The sequence below is a fragment of the Pleurocapsa sp. PCC 7319 genome (assembly GCF_000332195.1).
Classification (GTDB): Bacteria; Cyanobacteriota; Cyanobacteriia; order Cyanobacteriales; family Xenococcaceae; genus Waterburya.
On record NZ_KB235922.1, the window covers coordinates 4546030 to 4572106 of the forward strand.

Sequence of the window (26077 nt, forward strand, 5' to 3'; positions counted from 1 at the left end):
GTTTGGCTTAAAGCCAATTTCCTACCAGTACATAGGGCGACCAATAATATGGAGCTTGAAAGTTAGGTTCTTTTAGCAGGGCTTGTTGAGCACGATGCAGAGAGATCGCTTTGCTCGTTCCTGGTACGCTCAATTCCTGATAAAACTTAGTCATAAACTTTACTGTAGACTGGTCGCTAACTTGCCATAAAGTTGCCAAAGTACTGCGGGCTCCAGCTCTAACAGCAAGTCCTGCTAATCCTAAAGCAGCTCGCTTGTCTCCCTCGGCTGTTTCACAAGCACTTAGAACCAGTAATTCAATTGGTGTTTTTTGACCTTTGTGGCGCAGTAAAACATCCAAATCTCTGGCTTTAAGTAGTGAACCCCGAGGCATATCAGAATCGTAAATCAGAATATAAGTCTCTTCTGGATTAGAGCTAAAGTTACCATGGGTGGCTAAATGCACAATAGAATAATCTTCAGTATCCAGATTTTTCTGAATATTAGTTTGAGTAAATTCGGCATTAAGTAGGATCGAACTAGATATAGTGTTCTGGATCTTAGCTAATTCTTTGGTGATCTCTAAGCGATTGAAGGACTTACCCTCAACCTGAAGTTCCTCACTAATTCCAGCACCTAAAACCTCTAATTCACTGGAGGGAGTTTTTTGAAGATCAAGAACCTGAAAACTGGGCAGTAAACCCAAAGCATAGTGTTTTTCAATTAAATACTCTTGTTTTTTAGCATCATAAAGAACACCCATGGGAATATTGCGAAGTTCCCCATCTAGGATAAATACTACAGTAGATATTTGTTGGCTGTCTTCTAAGTACTGCTCCCAAGGTTCAATTAACCAACTGTAGAGCACTTGGGAATGAGAAAGTACTTGACTCCCATAACCTCTAATAACTGCTATTTTTAGTTTTTGTAGAGTTTGGGCAACGGTTTCTTGGTCAACAGGATTAATTTTATATTCCAAGGATTGACCAGGCTGTTTAAAAATTACAGCTAAACGGTCTTCTAAAATAACAGGATAGATAAAAGCAGTATTAGGATTAATCTCATCGATACTTTTAGGTTGAAGATTGAGCTGTAAACTAGCATCAAGATCGCAATTGAGAAAATTCTCTACTTCCGCTAGTTGCAAAGCATCAATACTTTGAATCGCTTGCTCAAGATTTTCTTGATTTACTCTTTCTGATTGATTGTCCTGTAGGAGCAGAGTCACAAACTCTCGGTAAATTGGTTCAGTATAATCACGAAAAGAAAATCGTACTTCCGAATTGACAGTTAATAGATCGCTACGGACTGATTTAAGAGTATTAATGGCAATTGAGTAAGCATCGATCGCTCCTTCTATATGACCCTGTTGTTTTAAGATTCGTCCTAGCTGCCATTCCCACCGATAGCGAATTTCTGGTGCTTGAATTCCTTCTAGAGTTAGTAAAGCTTGTTGGGTATATTTTTGCGCTAGTTGCCATTTTTGTTGCGACTCATATAGTTTACCTAGCTCTCCGATCGCGTAAGATTTAAGTTTAGAGTCTAAAGCTTGTTGAATTGTCCGTTGTATTTCCTGAGCAATCTGTTCCCAGTCTGGCATGGCGATGTCAGGTTGTTTCTGAGAGGGAATAATTTGATTGAGTTCTTGACGACGAGCTTTACTAACACAGGTAAGATTTTGCTGTTCTGTAATTTCTTTTAAACAGCTCAAACTACGGGCAAAATTGAGTCGAGCATAAATTCCTGCTCTACTGGTAGCCAAGCCATCAAGAGACTGGCGAAGCTGAGCCAGGAGGGGTGAAATCTGTGACCATTTTCCCATCGCGATCGCTAAACTGAGTTGATTTAGTCCAGCTTGAAAATTATTTCCTTTTCCTTCATTAAAAGCCTCTTGATAATGGGCGATCGCAGCTTGAGCATATTGCTCTGCTAACTGTGGTTGATTAGTTTCTAAATAACTATCACTTAACGCTCTTTCTGTGTTGCCTAACTCCAACAAAGTATCAGAATTTACCGCAATATCTAAACTTTCCCGTAAGACTTGCTCTGATTGAGGCAAATTGCCCACATCCCGCAGAACATTGCCCAGATGTTGTAAACCCCTTATTTTAATCTCAGGACTAGGGATACTAGCTAAATCCTGATAGATAGTGGTTGCTATTTCTTGGGCTTTACTGCTCAATCCTAATGTTTGTAGAGCTTTGGTCTGGTTTAATTCACAATTGATTGCCTGGGATTGATTACCTGCTTCTAAATAATTATCAGCAGCCATATTCCAAGTGGCGATCGCCTGTTCAAAATCACCTTTTAACCAGAGGAGATGGGCTTTACTGTTGAGGGATTTGGCTAAAATCTCGGTGTAAGTTTGAGTTTTTAGAGCTAAGTTTTCCAGTATCTCTAGACTCTTAGCAATGGAATTATCAGCCTCTGACCATCGCCCCAAGTTTTGATATGCAAGGGAAAGATTACTCAAAATAAAAGCTCGACTTAATTGCTCTTGTTCCTGATCGAGAGCAGTGTTCCAGATATTGACTGCTTGATCAAACTGCTCACCTTCAAATAGATTAATACCCTTTTGTACTAAATTTATCGTCTGGGAAGATTGAGCAACTGATACCACAGGAATATAAACTGAGATAGCTAGAGTCAAGCTCAATCCTAGTAAGGAGATTGCAATAAATTTGAAAATCTTACCCATAAAACAGCGGTTAAGAGAGTAATTTCAATTACATAACTAAATCAAAATTTTAGGTTCTATGAATCTTCAAGTAGATTTGATGCTGTCTAAACATAATTGTTCTTCGCTCACTTTGCTGGTTTAATTTGAATTAACTATTAGGACGGTTCACAGTTCATCTTTAACTATACGTTTGATGTGAATAAACTCGTCATTTTAAGTACGAGTTAGCTAGCAAAGCAGATATTTTGACTAATACTTTAGTTACGAAGGGGCTTGGGGAAGCCGTCACTTCCCCGACTGGGGGTCTCCTAAAGCGATTGTCTTGAATGTCAAGTTAAATTTGTTTTTTTCAGGCGATCGCGCTACGACTAAATAAAGCAAGAAAATTCCCTCGTCACAGTCACAACTTGCTGCAAACAAGACAAAATCAAAGCGATCGCGGTCATTGAACTAAACGATTTGAGGTTGCCAATTACGGACTAACTTCTTGTCGCCAGGTTTGATTATTTCTCATCATGGCATTGAGCAAAATTAAAAGCTTGTGCATACAAGCAGTCAAAGCAACTTTTTTGAGTTTCCCTTTTTTGAGCAAACGCTCATAGAAAGCTTTGATAGCAGGATTAAAACGAACAGCCACTAGAGTCGCCATATACAAGACACAACGAATTGTAGCTCGTCCACCCCAAATTTTTCTCTTGCCTCGAAACTTTCCACTGTCTCTGTTTAGGGGTGCTACACCAACTAAGTAGGAAATTGATTTATGCGAGATTGTACCTAATTCTGGTAAAGATGAGATCAAAGTCACAGCTACTACTTCACCGACTCCAGGCACACTAGTCAACAATTTCATCTTTTGCTGCCAGTCTTCATTAATCGCAATTGCTGATTTGATTTGGGATTCAATTTCTTTGAGTCGCTTTTCGAGCCATTCAATGTGTTCGTCAATATCGGCTTGAATTGAATTAGTTTTACCTCGACGACGATTTTTTTCGGCGGTAATCATGTCACTAATTTGACGGCGACGAGTTACTAGATCTTCTAGTTGGCGCGAAGATTCATCACTTATTGGTCTCACTTGAGGACGTATCGCATCGGCAAAATGCGCCAACAATTGAGCATCAATAGCATCGGTTTTGGCTAGTGTTCCCGTCGCTTTGGCAAAATCTCTGGCTTGACGAGGATTGATTACTGCTACAGAAAGTTTTGCCTCAGTTAACTTGATTACGGCATCAATTTCCATACCTCCCGTTGCTTCCAAAACAATTAATTTTGGTTCGATGTTTTTTAAAGTTTGAACTAGCTTACTAATTCCTACCTCATTATTTGTTACTTGAAATAGGTTTCCTAATGGACGTACGTAGACATCAAGATATTGTTGACAGACATCTATTCCTACCCACTGTTGTTCACTCATGAGTTTTTCTCTGTGGTGATTATGTTGATTGTTTCTCTCGCTCCTTTGACTCTTCCTTGCTAAAATACGGGCTTAGTTTGCCCAGGCGATTGTTTGAGCGAAAAGCCGTTGCGGGGGGAACCCCCGTTGAGGCTATTGAAGCTGTTGAGTTCACTAGAGGAGGAAGAGTTGGTAGCGACCCAGCTTTAGGACGGTTTCGAGCAACCAAGGATACCACGGTCTACTACCTTCTCTAAACTATCAGGATTTAAAATCCTAATTTCAAGATACAAGGATACCCTAAAGGGTTCAGCAGTTTCTTTAAGCGGGGGAACCCCGCCAACGAACTGCTTCACCGCTACGCATATGGGGGAAAGTTCCCCCAGAGAAAAATATGGTTTTGAAGAATAATTTACCAGCAAAATAGTTCAGAATTAAGCATTATTAATCCACATCAAGCGTAAAGTAATAGTAACAAATCAAGACAATTAGAGAACCTTACCGGAAAAGTCTATAGATTAGGAGAAATCAAACATCTCCGCAATTAGTTGAACCATTGGGAATTCGAGAAGTATTACCCATAACAGGCACAGCAGTTAAAATCACTTGACCATCTTCAGTTTTAATTACCCCTCTAGCTGGAGTAATATCGCCTTGACTAGTGGGTATTGCATAACCAGAATTATTGGAGTTAGCTTCCGATTTACCATTGATAGTAATCAATTCAGAATTAAGAGAAGCCGTTGGTAAACTAGGCACTCCTCCTTTTCCTCTCACAACAAAACTATTAACTACCCCTGTATCTTTACTGGCAGTACAAGCTTGAGCTACGGTTTGTTCGGGTTCAACAATATTACTCGGTAATTCTGTTACCCCTTGAATGGGATTAAGATCGGGAGTATTAATGCTAACAGTACCATCTAAACTAAATTCAGAACTAGCATCAATGTCGTTGGTTTGATTATCATCAATAGCTTCACGTTCTTCAATACCAAAGAGGGACTGAGCATTTATATTAATTTCTCCTCCTTCCCCCTGTACTGCGCTAGCAATAATATCGCTACCATTACCATCTATTTCATTGGGAAAGGCAATGATGAAATTAGTATCGATATCTATATTACCCCCTGTGGCATCGTTAAATGCTTGTGCAGAGATAGTAGCATTGTTTTGTAAGGTTATATTATCATCAACTTGTAAAGTAATATTTCCACCTTGACCAAAAGTAGTTTCAGCAATTACTTGCGCCCCATCTTGCAGGGTCAATTTATATGTTTCAATACTGATACTGCCACCTTGCCCAGTTGACTCCGAAGTAATTGAAGCACTTAGTTCACTGGGAAAAGTATCATCGAAAGACTTGCCAACGACTTCAATAGATTCGCTGGCATTTATATTTAACACCCCAGCATTTCCTTGACCAATAACGCTAACTGATATCTCAGCACCATCTTCGACAACTAAGCTGGAGGTGTTTAAGGTTAAATTTCCACCTAAACCAGAAGCATTTTCTTCAACTGTTGCATTAACACTACTGCGAAACTGTCCATCCTCACTAGTGCCACTAACTTCTATAGATTCATTAGAATTTACTAATAATGTTCCAGCATTTCCCGCACCAAAAGTTCCTACAGATAATATTCCTCCATCACTGACAATTAACTGCTTCGTATCGATTGTTAAGTTACCACCAGTTCCGCTACTCTCTTCCCCAACAGTTGCTCTCACTGTACTGATGTTTCTAAAGCTATCTTCAAATATATCTGGATTTTCTACCCCTTCAATTTTTACAAATTCACTAGCTGTGATAGAAAGGCTTCCAGGATCGCCTATACCATTATTAGAAACTGATACTCGACCACCATCTTTGACACTTAATCTCTCTGTTTCGATGGTTAGATTTCCTGCTGCTCCTTGTCCTGGACTTTTAAATTCAGGAGCAATAGGAGAATTACTAGCAGTAATATTGGCAAAAATACCTGTAAGATAAAAATTTTTGTTTGGCGTTTCAAACACCTCAATATCAGAGGCACGAATTGTTAAATTTCCAGCATTGCCTAAGCCAAAACTACCAACAGAAATTCTTGCGCCGTCACTTATCTTGATAGTTTGAGTTTCAATTGTTAAATTAGCACCGCTACCTTCTGCGTCTGGATTCACTTGAGCAAATAAACCAGTAGGGAATTCACCTTCCCCTGTTAGATTTATAGTTTCAGAAGCTCGAATTATAAAATCTCCCGCATTTCCTCTACCAAATGTGGAAGTTCCCATTTGCCCACCATCTTGTACAACTAAATTATTAGTTTCAATAGTTAAATTCCCTGCGTTTCCTTCACCAAGAGTAGCTGATGAAATCCTTGCACCATTGCCACTGATATTTAATTGTTCAGATTCTATACTCAGATTTCCTGCATTTCCTCTACCTTCGAGATCAACTACAGCAAATATGCCATTGTTCAAAAAATTTCCACTAGCAACATCAACATCAGAATTTAGTGTTTCCAAAATTTCTACGTTAGAGGAACGAATGAAAATATCTCCCGAATTACCCACCGCCCCAGAATTGACAAGATTGTGAATACGACTATTAGTAACTGTTAGTTTTTCTGTGGCATTAAGTGTAATATCTCCTGCTTGTGCTTCAGTTGAACCCAATCCTGAGCCGATTCCAGCATTAAGAGAACTTCCATCCAAGATATTTATATCCTTAGCATTTACAGCAATACTTCCGCCACCTTCAGCGTTAACATCAATAGCTGCCGTATTTTCCAGTCGAATCTCTCCAAAAGAATTTATTGAGTCATAATCCAAAGCCAAATCTGTTTCAGTCTCTTTTATTTCAACTTCTCCAATATCTTGGACACTTCCTAGTTCAATATGTCCACCTTTTGCAGTTAAATTTCCACCATCCAGTAAAACATTACCCCCAACTAAGGCTAAGGTTTCACCATTTGGAACTTGTAAACCAACCGCACCACCAGTTACATTGGTTTCTCCATCAGGATTTTGACCCACTGAAGTATTAACTATATCCCCAGGATTATCTCGAAAACTCAATCCAATCGGCGCATTTACCGTTAATAAAGGAGGGTTATCAAAGTCTGTTGCGCTAAATTCCCCATCCTCAAACAAAATACTGTCAGCGGTAGTACCTAAAAAAGACCCCCCAATATCCAACCTAGCATTGTTGCCAAACATAATTCCTGCGGGGTTAACGAGAAATAAATTGGCATCGTTAGCTTGAATTAAACCATCGATATTAGAGATATTGCCCCCTGTGACACGGGAAAAGATATTGTCTATTTCTGGGGCATTGTTAAATACCGCTGAACCATTATTGGGAACGGAAAACTGGTCAAAACTGTGAAAGAGATTGCCCCCAGCGCGATCGCCATTTTCAATAGTAAAATTATTACTCCCGTCAGGATTTACTATAGTGTTCGTAGTCCCGTCGGGAGTAACTTGGGCTATTACAGAATTACAGATTAGAGAATTACCTACAGCATAACAACCCAAAGAAAACAGCAATGACAAGCTTTTGTTCATCTCAATATTTGCTAATAAACAGTTAATTGAGGTCATTATACAAAGTAACTACAATACAATATATCCTTTGATTTCAGAATTTACATTTCTACACTGCATCTAAAATATCTATGAGAAAGATAGTGAATATGTTTTTTCAGAGCTATCCGCTTTTTCTGTAATCTAATTAGTATGCAAGATATTTCATTGATTTTATTCTTGAGCTAGTTCAAGGTATCTATCGACAAAAAATCTAAATCGCAAGTCAATACTGTTTGGTTAGTCTTTCAAGTTATTTTTTCCGCCCCCTAAATCCCCCAATTCTGGGGGACTTTTACAAATATGGCTCCCCCAAAGTTGGCGAGCGACCTTGGCGAGGTTTCCTCGCCTTAAGCACGCGTGAGAAGGGGCTGGGGGGCTCAACAAAACGGTATTGAATCGCAACTAAATCCAATGTTTTAATTTCTGTTCAAAAATCCCTTATCGCGATCGCTAATTGCAACTTTATTTTCTCTTTCATAAAATAGGTAAACTTTAGAGCTAAAAGCTAATAGCTGAAAGCTGACAGCTTTTAAAGGTAATTAAACATCTCCGCAATTAGTTGAACCATTGGGAATTCGCGAAGTACTACTAGCAACTGGCACAGCAGTTAAAATAATTTGACCATCTTCAGTTTTCATAATTCCTCTGGCTGGAATAATATCACCTTGGCTAGTGGGTATTGCATGGCTTGATTTAATGGCAGAATCAGTTGGATTATTTGCCAATTCACCATCAGTGATAATCATCCCAGAAGCGATCGGTGCAGTTGGTATAGCAGGGATGCCACCTTTTCCTTTGACTACCAAACTATTTGCTACCGATGTATCTCGACCAGCAGCACAAGCTTGAGCTACGGTTTGTTCTGGTTCAACAACATTGGTCGGTAATTCTGTTACCCCTTGAATAGGATTGATGTCAGGAGTATTAATGCTAACAGTACCATCTAAACTAAATTCAGAACTAGCATCAATGTCGTTAGTTTGATTTCCTTCAATGGCTTGACCTTCTTGGATACCAATTAGAGACTGAGAATTAATACTAATTCTGCCTCCTTCACCCTGTATTGCGCTAGCAATAATATCGCTACCATTACCATCTATCTGATTAGGAAAAGCAATAATAAAGTCAGCATCGATATTGACGTTACCTCCGCTACCTTCATTAGAAGCTTTAGCAGAGATTAGAGCGTTATTACGCATACTTAAAGTATCGTCAATTTCTAGTGTGATATTTCCCCCCTGTCCTGCGTTAGTAGTGGCATTGATCTGACCTTCATCCTCTAGGGTTAAAGAACCTGCCTGAATATTCACAATTCCGCCACTGCCTTGGCTTTCGCTATTAGCAAAAATGCCAGATATTTGGCTTTCATCTCCAATGCCAACACGGCTAAATTTATCTCTCCCTTCTTGCTCAGTTAAAGGCTCTTCAGGTATTATGTCATTTAGATCTCTTGTTATCACCTTGGCTTGGAGGCGTTCGGAAAAATTAGGGTCACTACCAAAAATCTTGACGCTATCAGCAATATTGAGGTTAATCTGACCAGCATCTCCATCTCCCAAACTGGAAGCAATTATTTGTCCACCATCACCAATTTCCAGTGTATCTGCATCAATGAATATGTTACCCCCTTGTCCCTGACCTTCAGCTTCAACTTCTGCACTAACAATCGCTCCATCTAAGATTCTTAAATTAGGAGTTGAAATTGTAATATTGCCACCCTTACCAGAGGCTCCTTTCTCAACAGATGACAATAAACCACTAGAACCACCTGCTCTTACAGGAGATCTAGATTCTTTTTCACCATCTTCATTTAAAATAATTCTTCGAATCAAAAGAAGATCGCTAGCACCAGAGATATTCACTGAATCTGAGGCATTTACCTCAATACTGCCAGCATTTCCCTCTCCTTGGGTAGTAGATGATATTGTCGCTCCATCATCGATCTCAACCGTATTGGCATCAATTTTTATTTTGCCAGCATTACCATTAGTCTTTGCTTGTGTTGTCGATCTGATAAGGCTATCCTTGTCAAGAGAAAGTGAATCGGTTTCGATGAGAATGTTACCAGCGTTACCTTCCGCTTCTCGTCTTAATGTTGAATTTAAGGAAGATACACCTCTTAAAGATAAAGAATCGGTTTGAATCTCAATATTACCAGCGTCACCTTTTGCCCCATTATCTACATTGGTTTCGATTACAACTTTGTTACCTGGGCGACTATCTTCCTTTAGAGTAGTTGTTGTTAGGGTCAGCGAGTTAGCTGTAATTTTGATATTACCAGCGTTACCTTCTGCTTCTTGACCCAAATTTGATGCTAAAGTACTTCCCGAATTTAAAGACACCGTATCAGCATTAATTTCAATGTTTCCCGTTGTTCCTTTTGATTTTTTACCTGATACAGTTGTTAATCTAGTTCCACTATCGTCCAGAGTAAGAGAACCTGTATCGACTATTATGTCTCCTCCTGTTCCTTCTGCTTCTCTAGCGATTGAAGTCCGTACTTGACCCCTTTTAGTTAGTGTAAGTGAGTCAGATAAGATTCTAACTGTTCCACTGTTACCTCTCGCTCCGACTTCCAAATTGCTGAAGATACCAGTTGGGTTTTTCTTATCAACGCCTGGATCTTCAAACCCTTGAATCTCGATGTTCTCACGCGCATTAATCGTTACATCCCCAGCATTACCCTGTCCAAAAATAGTCGACCCGATTCTTCCTCCTGGAGTAATGGATAATGAACCAGTATCAATGTTAATTTTGCCAGCATTACCTACAGCACTGGATGTAACATCATCATCACTTTCGATTTCTATTCCAACATCATTAAAAATTCCGCTGTCAGGACCATCTATAGTAGTTGCTTCGTCAACCTTGAGATTGATATCTCCTGCTTGGGCTGTGAGAGAATTTGTAGCTTCATCTATCCCTGCCATCAGACGACTTCCATTTCTTAATTCCAGGTTCTGAGCATTAACATTAATCGACCCTCCTCCCGCATCAACCACGTTGACCAAAGCACTTTCAGTAAGAGATACATTAGCTTTAGCTATCTCTTCGGGAAAACTCAAACTTCCATCTTCACCAATACCGACTGTTCCGGCTGCTAATAATCCACCTAATTCAACACTGCCACCTGGTGCGGTTAATTTTCCTCCTTCTAAACGAATATTTCCTCCCACAAGAGTCAAAGAGCCTCTGGTATCTACTTGTAGACCTCCGCTTTCTAATCCTGAACCAGCACGATTAATAATCTCGGCTGGATTATCTCGAAAATTCAAACCGATAGGTGCATTAATCGTCAGTATTGGTTCTGACAAGTTATTTACTGCGCTAAATTCACCATCTTCAAACAAAATACTATCGGCGGTAGTACCGAAAAAAGAACCCCCAATATCCAACCTGGCATTGTTGCCAAAAAGAATTCCTGCGGGGTTTACTAAAAATAAATTGGCACTGCCATTAGCTTGAATCAAACCATCGATATTGGAAATATTGTCCCCTGTGACTCTAGAAAGGATATTGGTTATGTCTACGGGGTTATTAAATATCGCCGAGCCACCATTGGGGACGGAAAACTGGTCAAAGCTGTGAAAGAGATTGCCGCCAGCGCGATCGCCATTTTCAATGGTAAAATTATTACTCCCGTCAGGATTGACCGTGGTGTTCGTAGTACCGTCTGGTGTAACCTGAGCGATTACTGAATTGCAGATTAAAGAATTAGCAACAGCATAACAACCCAAAGAAAACAGCAATGACAAGCTTTTGTTCATCTCAATATTCGCCAATAAACAGTTAATTGAGTTTATTGTACAGAACAACTATATTGCTCAATATTTATTTCTGTATTAATTTACATTTCCACACTGCATCTGAAACATCTGTGAAAAAGAGAGTGAATATGTTTATTCTTGGAACTTAAAAAGTTGAGTTTTCTTAGGAGAGGGATAAGATTTTGCTCCACAACATCCCATAAATTAAAAAAATTGCCAAATTGTAACGTTATAAGTAGATGTTGCTATATTAAAAGAGAAGAATTGTTTAACATAAATCCTACTCATCCTTGGGTGCAAACAGTAGCTGAAGCCAAGGAAATTCAAGAACAACTTAGACATCAAGTCATTACCAAAGATTGCCTCGGAGAGGTTAAATATGTAGCGGGGGTAGATATCGGTTTTGAAGATAACTTTGCTATTTCTAAAGCAGCAGTAGTTGTGTTGAGTTACCCCGAATTAGAGTTAATAGAACGAGCGATCGCTCGTATACCGACTGTATTTCCCTACGTGCCAGGATATCTTTCTTTCCGTGAAATTCCCGCAATATTAGCTGCTTTCCCAAAATTAACCATTAAGCCCGATTTAATACTTTGTGATGGACAGGGTTTAGCCCATCCCCGCCGCCTCGGATTAGCCTGTCACTTAGGAGTGTTACTAGATATACCGACTATTGGCGTAGCTAAGTCTAAGTTTATTGGTAAACATGAGGAAATTCCTCTGGAGAAAGGGAGCTGGAAACCACTTTACGATCAAGATGAAATCATTGGGGTGGTATTGCGATCGCGTACCAAGGTCAAGCCGATTTATATATCTATTGGACACAAAATCTCTCTGCCGACAGCGATTAACTATGTGATGGGTTGTCTAACCAAATATCGTTTACCAGAAACAACCCGATGGGCTGATAAATTAGCTTCACATCGCCAGAAATAATGAAATTGTTTCAATCAAAGCAATACAATCTCAAAGTCCAGACAATCAGACAAAATTAAAAATTAATTATGAAATACCACGTAATTTATGATGGCAAATGCAATCTCTGTGCTACATTTGCTCAATTATTAGAACAATTTGACCGTGGAGAAATTTTTGATTATATTCCCATGCAGGATGAGGCTACTCTGACAGAGTTTGGCATTACTGCTAAAGACTGCGAAGCAGGAATGATTTTAGTTGACGGTAATCAACCAGCAAAAAGATGGCAGGGTAGTGATGCAGCTGAGGAGATTGCCCACTTACTTCCGCTAGGAGATCTATTTGTTAACGCCTATCGAGCTATTCCAGGAATGAAATGGGTTGGCGATCGCAGTTATGAACAAATTCGCGACAATCGTTATCAATGGTTCGGCAAAAGGGATAAAACTTATGACTCTAATTTTCCTTTTCGATGTGATAAATAAGCTATCAGCTTTGTGCTAAAGACATTTAATTTTATTTTGTTTCATGGAGTTTCGTTGTCAATTTTTTCCTTTAACTGCTTTACTTCTTGCTCTACTTTCCTCAATCTCTCTATAATATTTAGTCTCTCAGAATCAGCAGCTATATGATAGCCATAAAATTGATTAAATTTCTCTCTTTGATCTACGGTTAATTTAGCAATTTCCTCAACTAAAACTGCGATATCTTGTCGAGTTTCTCTAGTTGATTCTTGAATCAATTGACTATTTTCTCGAATCAAACGGCTATTTTCTTGAGTTTGAACCTCTAATCTAGCTATGTTATCAGTGTTCCTAATCTGGCTCTCTTGTATTTGTCTTTGAACCGATAACATTTGTTCGATGGTGTTTTGAATTTCTTCTGGTGTCATTCTTAAAATACGTAGGTATTTTTTTATTCTACTAGGTTGAAATAACAAAAGCGATCGCTTGATTTGATTAGGCTATGGTCATGTATAGCGGTTCTCGTATTAATGAGATACCCCTTGGTGGAGTCAGGGAATAGGGAATAGGGAATAGGGGTTTTCAGGTTTTTGACTAATACCAATTTCCTAAATTCAAGCTACAGATAATGCGTCAAGAATAGAATTATATTCTGCAATTCACAGAAGCAAGTGTAGCCTAGCTAAATGAAATTGGTATAAGTTTATATTTGTACCTCACTTATTTGAGAACCACTATAGTTCAGAAAAGAGATAACTATTGTCGAATCTCAATCCGATTAGATTTCTAATTGATTGTCATGAAAACACTATACCTACTGTGCGGAATGCCATTTTCTGGGAAGACAACTCTAGGAAAGCTTGTTTCAGAATATCTCAATTCTTCATACATCAGTCTTGATGAAATTAATGAAGCAAGAGGACTTTGGGGTGGAGATGGTATTTCCATTGAAGAGTGGGAAAAAACACATTCGCTAGCAATGGAGCAATTGGAGAATTTAATGCCATCTCAGCAAGACGTGGTATTGGACGACACGAATTGTTTTCGTTGGTTGCGAGATCGATTTCGAGTTCTCGGAGCGCAACATGGCTATCGAACCGTTATAATTTACCTCGATATTCCTCTATCTGAAATTTTCAACAGGATGGAGGAAAATGAAAAAACTAAAACTAGACACAGAGTTAAACGAGATATTGTCAATGAGATGGTGAAAACATTTGAATCACCTCAATCAGATGAGATTGTCATTAAATACAGTCATTACCAACCTCTTGATGAATGGATAGTTCAATACTTCGTAAAAAACAAGGATTAGCGAATCTCATTGCCTAAATTTCTCACTATACTATCTAACTACTTTTATTTTTTATTTTTAACTAGGAAAGAATTCAATAATCTAGCAATGCCGTAAACCAAAAACCCTGCCACCATTCCTGGTAATACCTCATAAATTGAACCTGAAAGCTGAAGGACTCCATTCCAAATTGCAGCAGTAGCGATACCCACTAGCATCATCGCAACTCCCACTGCACTATTAACAGGAAATCGCCACACTCTTAGTATTAATAAGGGACCTAACCCAGATGCTAGAGCTGACCAGGCAAACACTCCCAAAGCAAACATATTTTTATCACTAGCCAAGGCGATCGCCAAGATAATTGCAGTTACAATCAAAGTGCCTATTTTAACTAACCCATAAGAACGACCCATTTTGGGAAACAAGTCTTGGGTTAGGGCAGCCGAACAAGAGAGGATTTGGGAATCGGCAGTAGAAACTACAGCCGAAAATATACCAGCCAGAATAACTCCGATTAGAAGCGCTGGTAAGAGAGCGATCGCCATCTGGGGTAATGCCAATTCTGGATCGCCGCCATTAATCAATTCTGGAAGTAGCACCCTGGCACTCAATCCCACAATAACCGCGGCAGTGGAGAAAATTACATAAGAAATAGCGTATATATTACGACTAATGCCAATTTTAGACGCATCATCGATCACCATCGCTCTGACCATGATATGAGGTTGACCGACTACTCCAACTCCCGCTACTAACCAACTCAGCATAAACAGTCCAAAACCGTATTGAAGACCTTCAGGGATAGGATTGATTAGAGTCGGATCAATTGCTCCTAATTGTTGCCAAAGTCCTCCCAGACCACCACAAGCTGCGACGGCAATCACCAAGAGCAAGAGCATTGCAACCATCATCAAGATTGACTGTAGTGCATCAGTCCAAATAGAGGCACGAATACCCCCAGAGAAGCAGTACGTAACAATGACAATCGCTCCTAAAATAATGCCCCAATTATAGTTCCAGCCAAAAATAACATGGAGTGCTTTACTTCCAGCCAGAAGTTGAGCAGCGGCGTAAGCTCCTAAAAAAGCAATAGTGATCAGTGCCGATACAGCTGCAATAGAGCGATTTTGTTGAGGATTTTGAGCCAGAAATGCACCAATAGTTTCAGATGAGGTTTCCTCAGAGACAATTCGCAAGGGTTTGTGAATGAAAAACCAAGCTAGGTAATCACCAAGAAACCACCCTACTAACAGCCAGATTGAGGAGATGCCGACCTGATATGTCCAACCAATGGTACTGATGAACATCCCACCACTGTGAGCAGTAGCAAAAGCAGATAAACCTGTCAGCCAAGGATTGACGCTACGACTTGCCAGTAGATAATCGGCAGTAGTCTTTTTTTTACGAGATGCCGAGTAAATTCCTACCCCTGTAAATAGTAAAAGAAATAAAATGAAGCTGATGGCGATCGCAATTTGGTTAAGCATAATTGTTGTTGATCCCCAGATTTTATTTATTTGTTAGTTGATTAATAAATATAAATAACGTTTGCCATAAATTTTCTTGGTAACTTTTAAAGTGAAACCATACTGAAATTAACAAAAAAATAAATTTTCCCTTACTCAATGTTAAGAATAATTCTGACAGTTTTTACCATGATGGGAATGAGTTTACTTAAAGTGAACGCAGATTCCTACGCAGTATTTAACCCAAATCTCTCTCTTCCCAAAGAAAAAAACAATCAGAGACAAGAAATCAAGGAGCAAGAAAAAAATAGTGTAACGCAAATTGAATTCGGTCAGACTCCAGACAGTCAAAATGCCTCTGTTTATACCTTAACCAATCCCAATGGCTTAGTAGTAAAGATAACGAACTATGGCGCGATCATTTACCCACTGACTAACGATAATGAGTTGAAGCTGGATTCGACTATCTTGCGCCCAGGTGAAACTCAACGACACTCAATGGTACAAAAGTTTGATACTAAACAAGATGATCTGGGAGACATTCTGGATTCAAATACCGAAGTTAAAAAAGTGGCAGGGGGTTTTGAGTTTACCGAAGGACCTCTTTGGCATCCCGATGGCTTTCTGCTGTTTAGTGATATTCCAGCTAATACCATTTATAAATGGCAGCCAGGGAAAAAAACTGAAATTTTCCGTCAACCCTCTGGCAATGCTAATGGTAATACTTTTGATAAATCGGGGCGTTTAATTACTGGGGAACATGGTAATCGTCGGGTATCCCGTACTGAAAAAAATGGCACAGTTGTAACTTTAGCTAGTAGTTATGAGGGCAAGCGTCTCAATAGTCCCAACGATCTGGCAGTCAAATCCGATGGTAGTATCTATTTTACCGATCCTCCCTATGGAATCGAATCTGAACAGGAAGAATTAGGGTTTTACGGTGTTTATCGCCTTGCCCCAGATGGGACGCTAACTTTGCTAGTAGATGATTTTGTACGTCCTAATGGAATTGTCTTTTCTCCCGATGAGAGCAAACTATATGTGAATGATTCAGAAAAGGGTCATATTCGCGTATTTGATGTCCAGCCAGACGGCACGTTAGATACAGGAAAACTTTTTGCTGAACTAAAACCTTCTAGTAAGGAAGGGGCAGCAGATGGCATGAAGGTAGATATCAAAGGAAATGTTTACAGCACTGGACCAGGAGGAGTATGGGTTTTCTCACCCAACGGTGAGCTATTGGGCATTATTGAAACGCCAGAATCTCCCGCAAATTTAGCCTGGGGCGATCGCGACTACCAAACCCTCTACATTACAGCCAGAAACAGTCTTTACCGTGTCCGTCTTCAGATTCCAGGGATGCGCTAAACTGTTTTGTTACTTGGTTGATTCTGGTGAAGGGACGAGTTTTCTCACTTTGCCATCTTGTTTGGATGTCACATAGATTTCTCCCACTTCGTCTACCCCGAATCTCACGTCAGATCTATCTTTAGCGATGATTTCAAGGAAGGAAGTTTCATACTCTCCATCAAAGAGTCTGAGTTCTTTGATTGTTGCTTGTTTACCATCAACGAGTTCATCTACTGGAACATGAAAAAACCTGGCATCGCTGCCGAAGTCGGCAAAAATATATTGACCAATTAATTCAGGTATTGCCTTGCCTCGATAAACGTAACCACCAGCGATCGCAATTGGGTAGTCCTTTTCTATTTCAGGAGGAATATCATGGTCGTATTGGGCAACGGGGTAAGTGTAATTATATCGATCATCATCTTGAGGTAATGAAAACAAAACATTTTCGTTATTTTCCTCGATTACCCAAGTTCCTTCCCTATTGCCCCAACCATAATTAGCTCCTTTGATACCAAGATTGACTTCTTCAATAAAATCTTGACCCGTATCCGCGATCAACATTTTGCCTTCGCCACCAGTATCCCAGCTAAAGCGATGGGGGTTACGTAGTCCATAAGCCCAGATTTCATCCAAAGTCTGAGGATCTTTATCTCCAACAAAAGGATTATCACGAGGAATGCCATATTGACCATTGGCACTATTATTTCCCAAAGGATTTATTCTCAGCATTTTACCTAATGGGGTCTTCAAATCCTGTCCGTTGTCTAAAGGATCGGTATCGCTAACAGGCCAACCATCACTACCGCCATCAGCTACGGCAATATATAGCAGACCATAATCATCATCGCCTGGTTTGGCATTGGGATTGAAGCCCAATTGTCCAATATTATGATCTGGGTAAGGTTCTTCAATTCGTAAAATTTCACGGGATGTTCCGACAAAAGTATTGCGAGAAGGTTCCGTTGCCTTCCACTCGCGAATTACATCGTGGTGAGAGCTTTCGATAATGTTTTGATCACTGTCAAGAATCGTTTTGGTAACGGGGAAGTCAGGAGTACCGCTATCTTTGATTTCGCTAGTTACAGTATAAAAAATCCCGTTATGAGCAAATTCTGGATGAAACGCAAAATAGGCAAAACCCTGTTGACTACTTTCATAAGTAAAGTCGGCACAAATTAATTGTTTCAGATTCATGTAAACATTAGCAGTATCGTCAACAACGACATACAATTTGCCACGCATATCGTTAACAAATAATCGTTTGCTACCATCTCCTGCATGGGTAAGCAGATTCAACCGAGCAGCTTTTTCTGTATCAGTTCCACTGTTAGGAATTTGAACAACCTCTACTAGTCCAACAGATAGTTCAGACTTTTCAATTGGTTTGGGAATGGGAGAGGTTATTTGAGCTGGAGAAGTTTCAGTAATAACTAAAATTACCAAGAGAACTAAGCAAACAAAGCAGAGAAGGCGAAATTTGTTATTAAGTACAAGACGAAAATTGTAGATAGATAAGAGAATTGTCATATTTCCAATCCAAATCAGTGACAATTGTACATTGCACATTTTGAATGTTTAACCGCAATCTAAGATTTACTTACTAACGGTACAGTTTTGTTAATTTTTCCCAATCTACTTAAAGCAGACCGATTGTGAGAGAGCAAAATGTTGGATGATCTGAGTTTAGACCACGCTTGGTGGTGGCATCATTAATTATTTATAATATGAGCAGTAAACAGCACAAAAAACCTGAAAAATGGTGGGAAACCGGCATTATATATCAAATTTTTCCTCGAACTTTTGCTGATGCTAACGGTGATGGCAGTGGCGATATTCAGGGAATCATTCAAAAATTAGATTATCTCAACGATGGAGATATCAATAGCGAAAATTCGTTACATGTTGATGCTATTTGGCTTTCTCCGATCAATAAATCTCCCATGTATGACAATGGCTACGATGTTAGCGACTATTATGATGTCGATCCTATATTTGGTACTTTAGAGGATTTTGAGATCTTAATCGCCAAAGCTCATCAAAGAGGTATTAAAGTAATTTTGGATCTAGTCATTAACCATACTTCGGAGAAACATCCTTGGTTTATTGAATCTAGCTCAAGTAAAACTAATCCCAAGCGTGATTGGTATCATTGGCGAGATCCTAATTCTGATGGAGGTGAACCTAATAATTGGTTATCTTATTTCGGTGGTACAGCTTGGACTTTATGTAAAACTACCCAGCAATTTTATTATCATACTTTTGCCAAACAACAACCCGATCTAAACTGGCGTAATGCTGAAGTGAAACAGGCAATTCATGATATTATTCGCTTTTGGTTGGATAAGGGAATAGACGGTTTTAGACTAGATGCTTCTAGTGTTTATAGCAAAGATCGAGATTATCGCGACAATCCCCTCAAGTTTGGTGCAGAAGATACCAGCGATTTTGAAAGTCAGCATCATTTATACGACAAAGATCTACCGGAAAATCATCAAATAATTTCCGAAATTAGGGCCATTATTAATGAATATGACGAGCGAGTTTTAATTGGGGAGACTTTTATCGATAGTGGACTATATCAATCAGTTATTTTTTATGGGGCAAACCAAGACGAGCTGCATTTACCATTTACTTTTGAGTTTCCTTTTAGTCCCTGGTATCCAGGTCATCTTCAACAAGAAATAGTTAAAAAAGAGTTGATGACTCCTAGGGATGCCTGGGCAATTTACTTTTTAGATAATCACGATATTCCCCGACATTTATCCCGTTGGATCGAGTGTAGCTTATGTGATAATCCCGTAGGGATTGCTAAAGCGGCAGCTACTATTTTACTTACTGTCAGAGGAACTCCTGTTTTATATTATGGTCAAGAAATTGGGATGGTTGACCATGAAAATATTCCTCTCGAAAAAATGCGCGATCGCGTAGCTATCGAAAATGAGGGAGAATCAGCCTCTCGAGATGGTGCGCGTACACCGATGCAGTGGGATAAATCTATCAATGCAGGGTTTAGCTTAGGTAAGGACGTTGATCCTTGGCTACCGATTAATAAAAACTATACTGAAGTTAATATTGCGCAAGAATTTCAAGATCGAGATTCTATTCTCAATTTTTATAAAGATCTAATTAGAGTTAGGAAAAAAAGCGAAGCTTTGCGTCAAGGAAGCTGGAAAACTTTAATCAATTATCCTTACGAACACCTGGCTTATGTTCGAGAAACGGAAACGGAAAAAGTTTTAATTGTCATCAATTTCTCTTATGAGAAAAAGCTAACAGTCGATGAATATATCGAATCTGAGCATTGGCTAGTGCTTTTATCTACTCACTATGAAGCTAAGAAAATTATGGATTTACCCCAAACTTTACAGCCTTTTGAAACATCAATTTTTCGGAAAAATTAACTTGATGGAAATGATTATTGCTCCACTAATATTTACCATTACCATTACTAAAACCCTGATTAGTTGATTTTTGGTAGATAGCGATCCTAAGGGTAGGCGGAGCCTAATCGCCCAATGACTGAATCTATTCTTTAGCACAGCGAAAGCCAGCAAAAATCTGTCTGACATTTGGCTGGTACCAGTTGCGAAAACTAGTTCTCAAAGTTGCTTTACTGGTTGCCCAACTACCACCCCGCAATACTCGATGCTGACGATCAAAATAAACTTCTGAATAGCCAGGATAGGGATAGCTACTAAATCCTGGATAAGCATCAAACCAAGAAGCAGTCCATTCCCAAACATTCCCCAACATATCTTGACAACCATACTTACTTGGTTCGGGATAAGCCGTCACAGGACTAGTATGCCCAATCAAACGACCATGATTACAGTTAGGAGATGCACCAATGGCTGCTTTTTCCCACTCAGCTTCTGTGGGTAATCTTTTGTGGGCAAAATTGGCGTATGCTTCGGCTTCGTAATAACTTACCCCGCATACAGGATGCTCGATCCAATCTAAAGAATTTGACCAATATAAGGGCTGAGAAACAGGATTTTGCTGTAACCATTGCCAACCTTCCTTAGACCAATACTGGCACTTTTGATAACCTCCCGCAGCCATAAACTGATAATACTGACCACAGGTTACAGGATAGCGATCAATCCAATAAGTATCCAAATGTATTTTATAAGCAGAACGTTCATTGTCCTGAGCTTCAACAACATTACTCCCGAGAAGAAACTCTCCCGCTGGAATTTTTACCATTTCACTATATTGAGCTTTTAAAGTATTAGCTTGGTCTTTAAAACTCGATCTTGATTGTGCTTGGCTAACAGCAATTAGAGAATCAATAGAATTACGCTGCTGATGAAGTTGCAAAATCAAACTAATGGTTTCTCCATGCTGGCTTTCGTGTTGAATCAACCATCGCCAAAGACGCTCTTGTTTTTCTATCGGTGCATTCGCTAGATAACTTAGAGTTTTAGTTCTAATGCTATGTAAATATTCTTTAATGGTTTCGACATTGGGCAAATTTTCACGTTCTTGCTTCGGTAAGCCATCAGCGGCGAACAACCGACTATACTCAGGGGAACCTAAGGGTAAATCAGCAAGATGATTTAAAACCCAGTAAGCTTCAGTAAAAGCAATATGACCAAAATGCCAGCCAATAGGGCTGAATTCTGGGTGAGCTTGCTTAAAAAAGCTGGATTGATTAACTTCGGCTAGTAAATCTAAGTTTTTTTGCCGGATATAGCTTAATGCTTTGGCAATAGAATTTCTACGAGATTGAATTGATGCTAACTTCAAGATTTTCTCCTACACCCAGAATGCTTTTTTCGGGACAACTTACCCAATCACCTTCAAACATAGGTTCTGATACAAGAATTACTGCATCAGAATTTTTTATATAGTATAGTGTAGGACTAGTTTCTCGATTAGAGTAACGGCAGGCTACCAACTCTTTGCCATTGCTCAAAACAATATTAGCTGAAAAATTGATTTGATCTACCTCTGCTAGTTTGTTTAAGCGAGTAATAGTATTACTCAAAGCTTGTGACAAAGTCATGCGATCGCTACTTTCTAACTCGTTCACTATCAAGGCAAAGATATGTTCTGAGTCAGTCGTTCCTTCTATACGCTGATAAGCAAAGTCATTTAAACTATTGCGAATTGGTCGATATAAAGTCTTACGAAAATCATCGATAAAGCCATTGTGAACAAACAAAAGATTTTGGTGTGAAAATGGCTGGCAATTAATTATGTCGACAGAGAGGTTGGAAGTAGCACTACGAACGTATCCTAAGTAGCATTTTGATTCTACATACCGTCCTAGCTGAGGTAGGTTAGCATCATTCCAAATTGGTAAAACATTTTTGTAAGTGTAGGGCGGATTCTCTTGCTCTGTATGATACCATCCAATACCAAAACCATCGGCATTTAATAACCCCGCAGTCATTTCACGGGGTTGATAACTTTGAGCGATTAGAGAATGCTCTGGCTTGATTAGTATACGGTTTAGTTGAATCGGAGAACCAAGATAGCCTAATAATCGACACATTACAATATGGGACAATATGAGTAACTAGTTTTCTGCCTTTTATATTCAATCATCTCCAGTCGATAGAAACAAAGATATAAATTTAAAATCTCAGGAGCCTTAAAGCCCGAAATCATCACCGCAAGATAAAAATTAAAATTTCTGATAATAACCAGTTTGTTTGAGTAAGAATCGCTAATATACTCAAAAAATAACGAGGGTTAAACTCAAAGAGCTGCCCTCATTGAAAGGCCAAATTTGTTAAGGGAGTAGGGAAAAAGATTACATCAACAGACTTGAACTGAGGTTAGCTTTACTAATCTGACGACTCCCTGGGATAAACTTAGAGGGTTGCAAACAAAATCTAGTAATTGTTCACATAATCAGAAATCGTAACACATAATTTGAATACATAGTAAAATTTTATTGCCTATCTTTTCCTACGTTGACGAAACCAAGTCTTTAATTGCTGACGACACTCTGTTTCTTTAATGCCAGCTAACACTTGTAATCGATGATTAGAACAAGAACTATCGGGAAGATTAGTAACTGTACGAATTGCGCCAGTTTTCGGATCGTCAGTACCATAAACTAATAATTGCAAACGAGACTGAATAATTGCTCCCGCACACATGGGACAAGGTTCAAGAGTGACGTAAAGAGTACAATTTTTAAGATTCCAACTTTGTAGAGCCTGACTTGCGGCGCGAATTGCCAAAATTTCAGCATGGGCAGTAGCATCTTGCTCTCTTTCTTTACGATTAGTAGCTTTCGCCAGCAAGTGACCTTGGGCATCAACAATTACTGCACCAACAGGAATCTCTCCCAAAGCTCCTGCTGTACAAGCTAATTTGAGAGCATATTTCATCCAGTCACAATGAATTAAATATGAGTCGTAATTTAACTCCAATCGCGATCGCCCTGCCATGACCTTTTTTTTGGTAATTTTTCTCACATCATGTCAACCCACAAGCTTGACACTCCAAAGGCGAAAGCACACTTCTCTCATGAGTTTTCATCTTCTATAAATATCAGTTAGGAAAAACTCTAATGTTAAAAACTATTACACTGTTGTTAAACCTAGTAAGATAAAACCTTTATTTACCAGCTCAAAGATGAAAGTAACAGAAATTTCACTTATTTTAGAACAACTGTTTAACCCTGAAGACATTAAACACGATGTAGATGAGGCATGGCAAATTAGAAACTCTCAGATACATTTGTTGGTTATCTTATCAGAAGATAAGTCTTGGCTGAGATTACTAACTCCCATTGCCGCAGCTAACGAAGCTCAATCTTTACTACCACAGCTATTAGAAGATAATTTTGATCTTACTCAAGAAGTTCGCTATGCGATCAATCAAAATGTTTTGTGGGGAGTATTTCATCATCGCTTAGAAAGTTTAACTCCAGAGGATTTTAAAAGTGCGATCGCATCATTAGTTGCCTTAGTGGAAAAAGGTCTTTCTTCGTCTTTTAATCAGTTAATAGAAAAGCAAATTATTCAGATTGTTAAAGCTGCAAAAGCTCAAGGTCAGAGCTTAGAATCTACTTACCAAACCATAGATCGATTTTATCAAGAGGGCATTATGGGAGGCATCGATCAAGACCCAGCTCAAAGAGAACAGTTTTTGGCAGCCTGGAAAGCTCAGCTAGAACGATTATGGTCTGAAGTAGAGGTTTAGTTAAGGATTAGCGATCGCGAACGAAGAATTATTCACAATGGATGTGTAACTATGAGCAATCAGCCATCAACGATTAACCATCGACAGCAAAAAGATATTTTAGAAATCTTAAAAGCAGATTATCAAAGATTTCCTGAAAACCAAACTTTTGATATCTATGCCCAGAATGTTTATTTTAAAGACCCGTTAAATGAATTCAATGGAGTCAAACGTTACCAGAAGATGATTGGCTTTCTAAATGGTTTTTTTGGCAATATTGAGATGAAACTCCACGAAATAACCGGAAACGAAAACACTATTAAAACTGAGTGGACATTAAATATGACTCCGCCTTTGCCCTGGAAACCTCGCTTATCAATTCCTGGTTGGAGTGAATTAACAGTGAATGAGGATAATTTAATTATTTCTCATATTGATTACTGGCATATTTCTCCCTGGAATGTTTTACGCCAAAATTTCTTTTCGACTCAAAAAGCGTCACAATAAGAAGTTAAGTAATGTAAATATATTTAATTTAGGATCTAAATCTTTCTATGCGTGTAATTTTGATGACTGGCAAGGGTGGAGTCGGTAAAACTTCCGTTGCGGCAGCTACTGGTCTGCGTTGTGCGGAATTGGGTTATAAGACATTGGTACTCAGTACCGATCCCGCTCACTCTTTGGCAGACAGTTTTGATCTTGAGCTGGGACACGATCCGAAACTGGTCAAGTCTAATCTTTGGGGGGCAGAGCTTGATGCCCTCAGAGAATTAGAAGGAAACTGGGGAGCTGTAAAGCGTTACATTACCCAGGTTTTACAGGCTAGAGGTTTAGATGGTGTGCAAGCCGAAGAATTGGCAATCTTACCAGGTATGGACGAAATCTTTGGCTTGGTAAGAATGAAACGCCATTATGATGAAGGGGACTTCGAGATTTTGATTATTGACTCGGCTCCAACAGGAACTGCTTTGAGACTCTTGAGTCTACCTGAGGTTGGTGGCTGGTACATGAGACGTTTTTATAAGCCACTTCAGGGAATGTCGGCAGCGTTACGGCCCTTAGTTGAGCCATTGTTTAAACCAATTGCTGGTTTCTCTTTACCTGATAATGAAGTGATGGATGCTCCTTATGAATTTTATGAGCAAATAGAAGCTTTAGAAAAAGTTTTGACAGATAACACTAAAACTTCGGTACGTTTGGTGATGAATCCTGAAAAAATGGTCATCAAAGAATCTCTACGTGCTCACGCTTACCTAAGTCTATATAATGTTGCTACAGATTTGGTAGTGGCTAATAGAGTCATTCCCAACGAAGTAAACGATCCCTTTTTCCAGCGTTGGAAGGAAAATCAAAACGTCTATAAGCAAGAAATTTATGATAATTTTCATCCTTTACCCGTTAAGGAAGCACCCTTATTTCCCACAGAAATGTGTGGTATGGAAGCTTTAGAAAAATTGAAAGAAATTTTGTATCCAGATGAAGATCCAACTCAAGTTTACTACAAAGAAAATACCATAAAAGTAATTCAAGAGCAGGGTAATTACAGTCTGCACTTATACTTACCAGGAATTCCCAAAGAAAAGATTCAATTAAACAAAACTGGTGACGAGTTAAATATCAGAATTGGTAATCATCGTCGCAATTTAGTATTACCTCAAGCTTTGGCGGCACTCCAACCATCGGGAGCCAAAATGGAGGATGATTATTTGAAAATTAATTTTCAAGACATGACCAAAGTTTAGAATTAAATGCCGCGAAAGTAATCTTAGAGTAAATTGGCGATCGCCTTTTCTAACTGAGACTGGTCTAAGATAGTTAGGATAAAAACTTCTTGCACTGTTTTTCCCTGACGGGCAATTAGCTTATAACCACCTCGAATAGGAACAGAAACTCGCAACTTCATTTTAGGGATATGACTTCTGGTGGTTTTGATTCTTCCTGGAGTAACGGTAGAAATTCCCTCGCACTGAATTAATTTTTCTAATATGGGAATTAAACCAGGAAGATGGGTTGAATGATTCCAGACTAATCGACCATCAGAAGACATAAT

Annotated in this window: 20 protein-coding genes; 9 read left to right on the top strand and 11 right to left on the bottom strand. The window is 39.1% G+C overall.

Annotation, left to right across the window (positions count from 1 at the left end; translation table 11 throughout):
• Positions 1-7: 7 nt before the first annotated feature.
• Together PLEUR7319_RS0124730 and PLEUR7319_RS41695 are read right to left on the bottom strand one after the other, a co-directional pair.
• On the bottom strand, positions 8-2677 hold the full coding sequence (locus tag PLEUR7319_RS0124730; protein ID WP_019507912.1) for a CHAT domain-containing protein: 2670 nt from the start codon (positions 2675-2677) through the stop codon (positions 8-10).
• Positions 2678-3131: 454 nt separating this feature from the next.
• Positions 3132-4073: an IS110 family transposase gene (locus PLEUR7319_RS41695; protein WP_019505547.1), complete on the bottom strand. Its 942-nt coding sequence runs from the start codon at positions 4071-4073 to the stop codon at positions 3132-3134.
• 77 nt (positions 4074-4150) lie between these two features.
• Between PLEUR7319_RS41695 and PLEUR7319_RS41450 the strand changes: the two genes are divergently transcribed.
• Positions 4151-4309: a hypothetical protein gene (locus tag PLEUR7319_RS41450; protein ID WP_237743564.1), complete on the top strand. Its 159-nt coding sequence runs from the start codon at positions 4151-4153 to the stop codon at positions 4307-4309.
• Positions 4310-4580: 271 nt separating this feature from the next.
• Here the strand turns inward: PLEUR7319_RS41450 and PLEUR7319_RS0124740 are convergent, their stop codons facing one another.
• Entirely contained in the window at positions 4581-7598 is a 3018-nt protein-coding gene (locus tag PLEUR7319_RS0124740; RefSeq protein WP_026102761.1) for a filamentous hemagglutinin N-terminal domain-containing protein, read from the bottom strand.
• 560 nt (positions 7599-8158) lie between these two features.
• Positions 8159-11386, bottom strand: a complete 3228-nt coding sequence (locus PLEUR7319_RS0124745; RefSeq protein ID WP_019507914.1) for a filamentous hemagglutinin N-terminal domain-containing protein — start codon at positions 11384-11386, stop codon at positions 8159-8161.
• A gap of 273 nt (positions 11387-11659) precedes the next feature.
• Here PLEUR7319_RS0124745 and nfi point away from each other — a divergent pair, with 273 nt between their 5' ends.
• Both nfi and PLEUR7319_RS0124755 read left to right on the top strand, forming a co-directional pair.
• A complete protein-coding gene (nfi, locus tag PLEUR7319_RS0124750) occupies positions 11660-12322 on the top strand; it encodes a deoxyribonuclease V (protein ID WP_036800735.1) in 663 nt (220 codons plus the stop codon).
• A gap of 68 nt (positions 12323-12390) precedes the next feature.
• Positions 12391-12789, top strand: a complete 399-nt coding sequence (locus PLEUR7319_RS0124755; RefSeq protein WP_019507916.1) for a thiol-disulfide oxidoreductase DCC family protein — start codon at positions 12391-12393, stop codon at positions 12787-12789.
• Positions 12790-12830: 41 nt separating this feature from the next.
• On the opposite strand, the gene PLEUR7319_RS0124760 is transcribed toward PLEUR7319_RS0124755, so the two are convergent.
• Positions 12831-13196 (bottom strand): hypothetical protein, encoded by a 366-nt coding sequence (locus PLEUR7319_RS0124760; RefSeq protein ID WP_019507917.1) that lies wholly within the window; start codon positions 13194-13196, stop codon positions 12831-12833.
• A 371-nt stretch (positions 13197-13567) separates the two neighbouring features.
• Between PLEUR7319_RS0124760 and PLEUR7319_RS36615 the strand changes: the two genes are divergently transcribed.
• Positions 13568-14083 carry an ATP-binding protein gene (locus PLEUR7319_RS36615; RefSeq protein WP_019507918.1) on the top strand — a complete coding sequence of 172 codons (516 nt, stop codon included), beginning with the start codon at positions 13568-13570 and terminating at the stop codon, positions 14081-14083.
• A gap of 44 nt (positions 14084-14127) precedes the next feature.
• Here the strand turns inward: PLEUR7319_RS36615 and PLEUR7319_RS0124770 are convergent, their stop codons facing one another.
• Entirely contained in the window at positions 14128-15552 is a 1425-nt protein-coding gene (locus PLEUR7319_RS0124770) for a sodium/proline symporter (RefSeq protein WP_019507919.1), read from the bottom strand.
• Between the two features lie 138 nt (positions 15553-15690).
• On the opposite strand from PLEUR7319_RS0124770, the gene PLEUR7319_RS36620 reads away from it, so the two are divergent.
• Positions 15691-16899 carry an SMP-30/gluconolactonase/LRE family protein gene (locus PLEUR7319_RS36620; RefSeq protein WP_019507920.1) on the top strand — a complete coding sequence of 403 codons (1209 nt, stop codon included), beginning with the start codon at positions 15691-15693 and terminating at the stop codon, positions 16897-16899.
• A 9-nt stretch (positions 16900-16908) separates the two neighbouring features.
• Here PLEUR7319_RS36620 and PLEUR7319_RS36625 read toward each other — a convergent pair whose 3' ends face one another.
• A complete protein-coding gene (locus PLEUR7319_RS36625; RefSeq protein WP_036800743.1) occupies positions 16909-18411 on the bottom strand; it encodes a sorbosone dehydrogenase family protein in 1503 nt (500 codons plus the stop codon).
• A 197-nt stretch (positions 18412-18608) separates the two neighbouring features.
• On the opposite strand from PLEUR7319_RS36625, the gene PLEUR7319_RS0124785 reads away from it, so the two are divergent.
• Entirely contained in the window at positions 18609-20285 is a 1677-nt protein-coding gene (locus PLEUR7319_RS0124785; protein WP_026102763.1) for an alpha-amylase family glycosyl hydrolase, read from the top strand.
• 124 nt (positions 20286-20409) lie between these two features.
• Here PLEUR7319_RS0124785 and PLEUR7319_RS0124790 read toward each other — a convergent pair whose 3' ends face one another.
• From PLEUR7319_RS0124790 to PLEUR7319_RS0124800, 3 genes are all read right to left on the bottom strand, one after another.
• Complete coding sequence (locus tag PLEUR7319_RS0124790) at positions 20410-21633, bottom strand: SUMF1/EgtB/PvdO family nonheme iron enzyme (RefSeq protein WP_019507923.1); 1224 nt, start codon at positions 21631-21633, stop codon at positions 20410-20412.
• Positions 21605-22384: an ergothioneine biosynthesis protein EgtC gene (gene egtC, locus PLEUR7319_RS0124795; RefSeq protein ID WP_019507924.1), complete on the bottom strand. Its 780-nt coding sequence runs from the start codon at positions 22382-22384 to the stop codon at positions 21605-21607. Before egtC ends, PLEUR7319_RS0124790 begins: the two co-directional genes overlap by 29 nt.
• A 409-nt stretch (positions 22385-22793) precedes the next feature.
• Positions 22794-23231: a nucleoside deaminase gene (locus tag PLEUR7319_RS0124800; protein WP_019507925.1), complete on the bottom strand. Its 438-nt coding sequence runs from the start codon at positions 23229-23231 to the stop codon at positions 22794-22796.
• Positions 23232-23478: 247 nt separating this feature from the next.
• On the opposite strand from PLEUR7319_RS0124800, the gene PLEUR7319_RS0124805 reads away from it, so the two are divergent.
• The 3 genes from PLEUR7319_RS0124805 to PLEUR7319_RS0124815 are packed head-to-tail and all read left to right on the top strand — an operon-like array spanning position 23479 to position 25769.
• Entirely contained in the window at positions 23479-24048 is a 570-nt protein-coding gene (locus PLEUR7319_RS0124805; RefSeq protein WP_019507926.1) for a CesT family type III secretion system chaperone, read from the top strand.
• A gap of 51 nt (positions 24049-24099) precedes the next feature.
• Positions 24100-24534, top strand: coding sequence for a DUF2358 domain-containing protein (locus tag PLEUR7319_RS0124810; protein WP_019507927.1), 435 nt, complete (start codon positions 24100-24102; stop codon positions 24532-24534).
• A gap of 47 nt (positions 24535-24581) precedes the next feature.
• Positions 24582-25769 carry a TRC40/GET3/ArsA family transport-energizing ATPase gene (locus tag PLEUR7319_RS0124815; RefSeq protein WP_019507928.1) on the top strand — a complete coding sequence of 396 codons (1188 nt, stop codon included), beginning with the start codon at positions 24582-24584 and terminating at the stop codon, positions 25767-25769.
• A 23-nt stretch (positions 25770-25792) separates the two neighbouring features.
• Here the strand turns inward: PLEUR7319_RS0124815 and PLEUR7319_RS0124820 are convergent, their stop codons facing one another.
• The gene (locus tag PLEUR7319_RS0124820) at positions 25793-26074 is read right to left on the bottom strand and encodes a DUF2103 domain-containing protein (RefSeq protein WP_019507929.1); all 282 of its coding nucleotides are present in this window, start codon (positions 26072-26074) and stop codon (positions 25793-25795) included.
• Positions 26075-26077 lie beyond the last annotated feature (3 nt).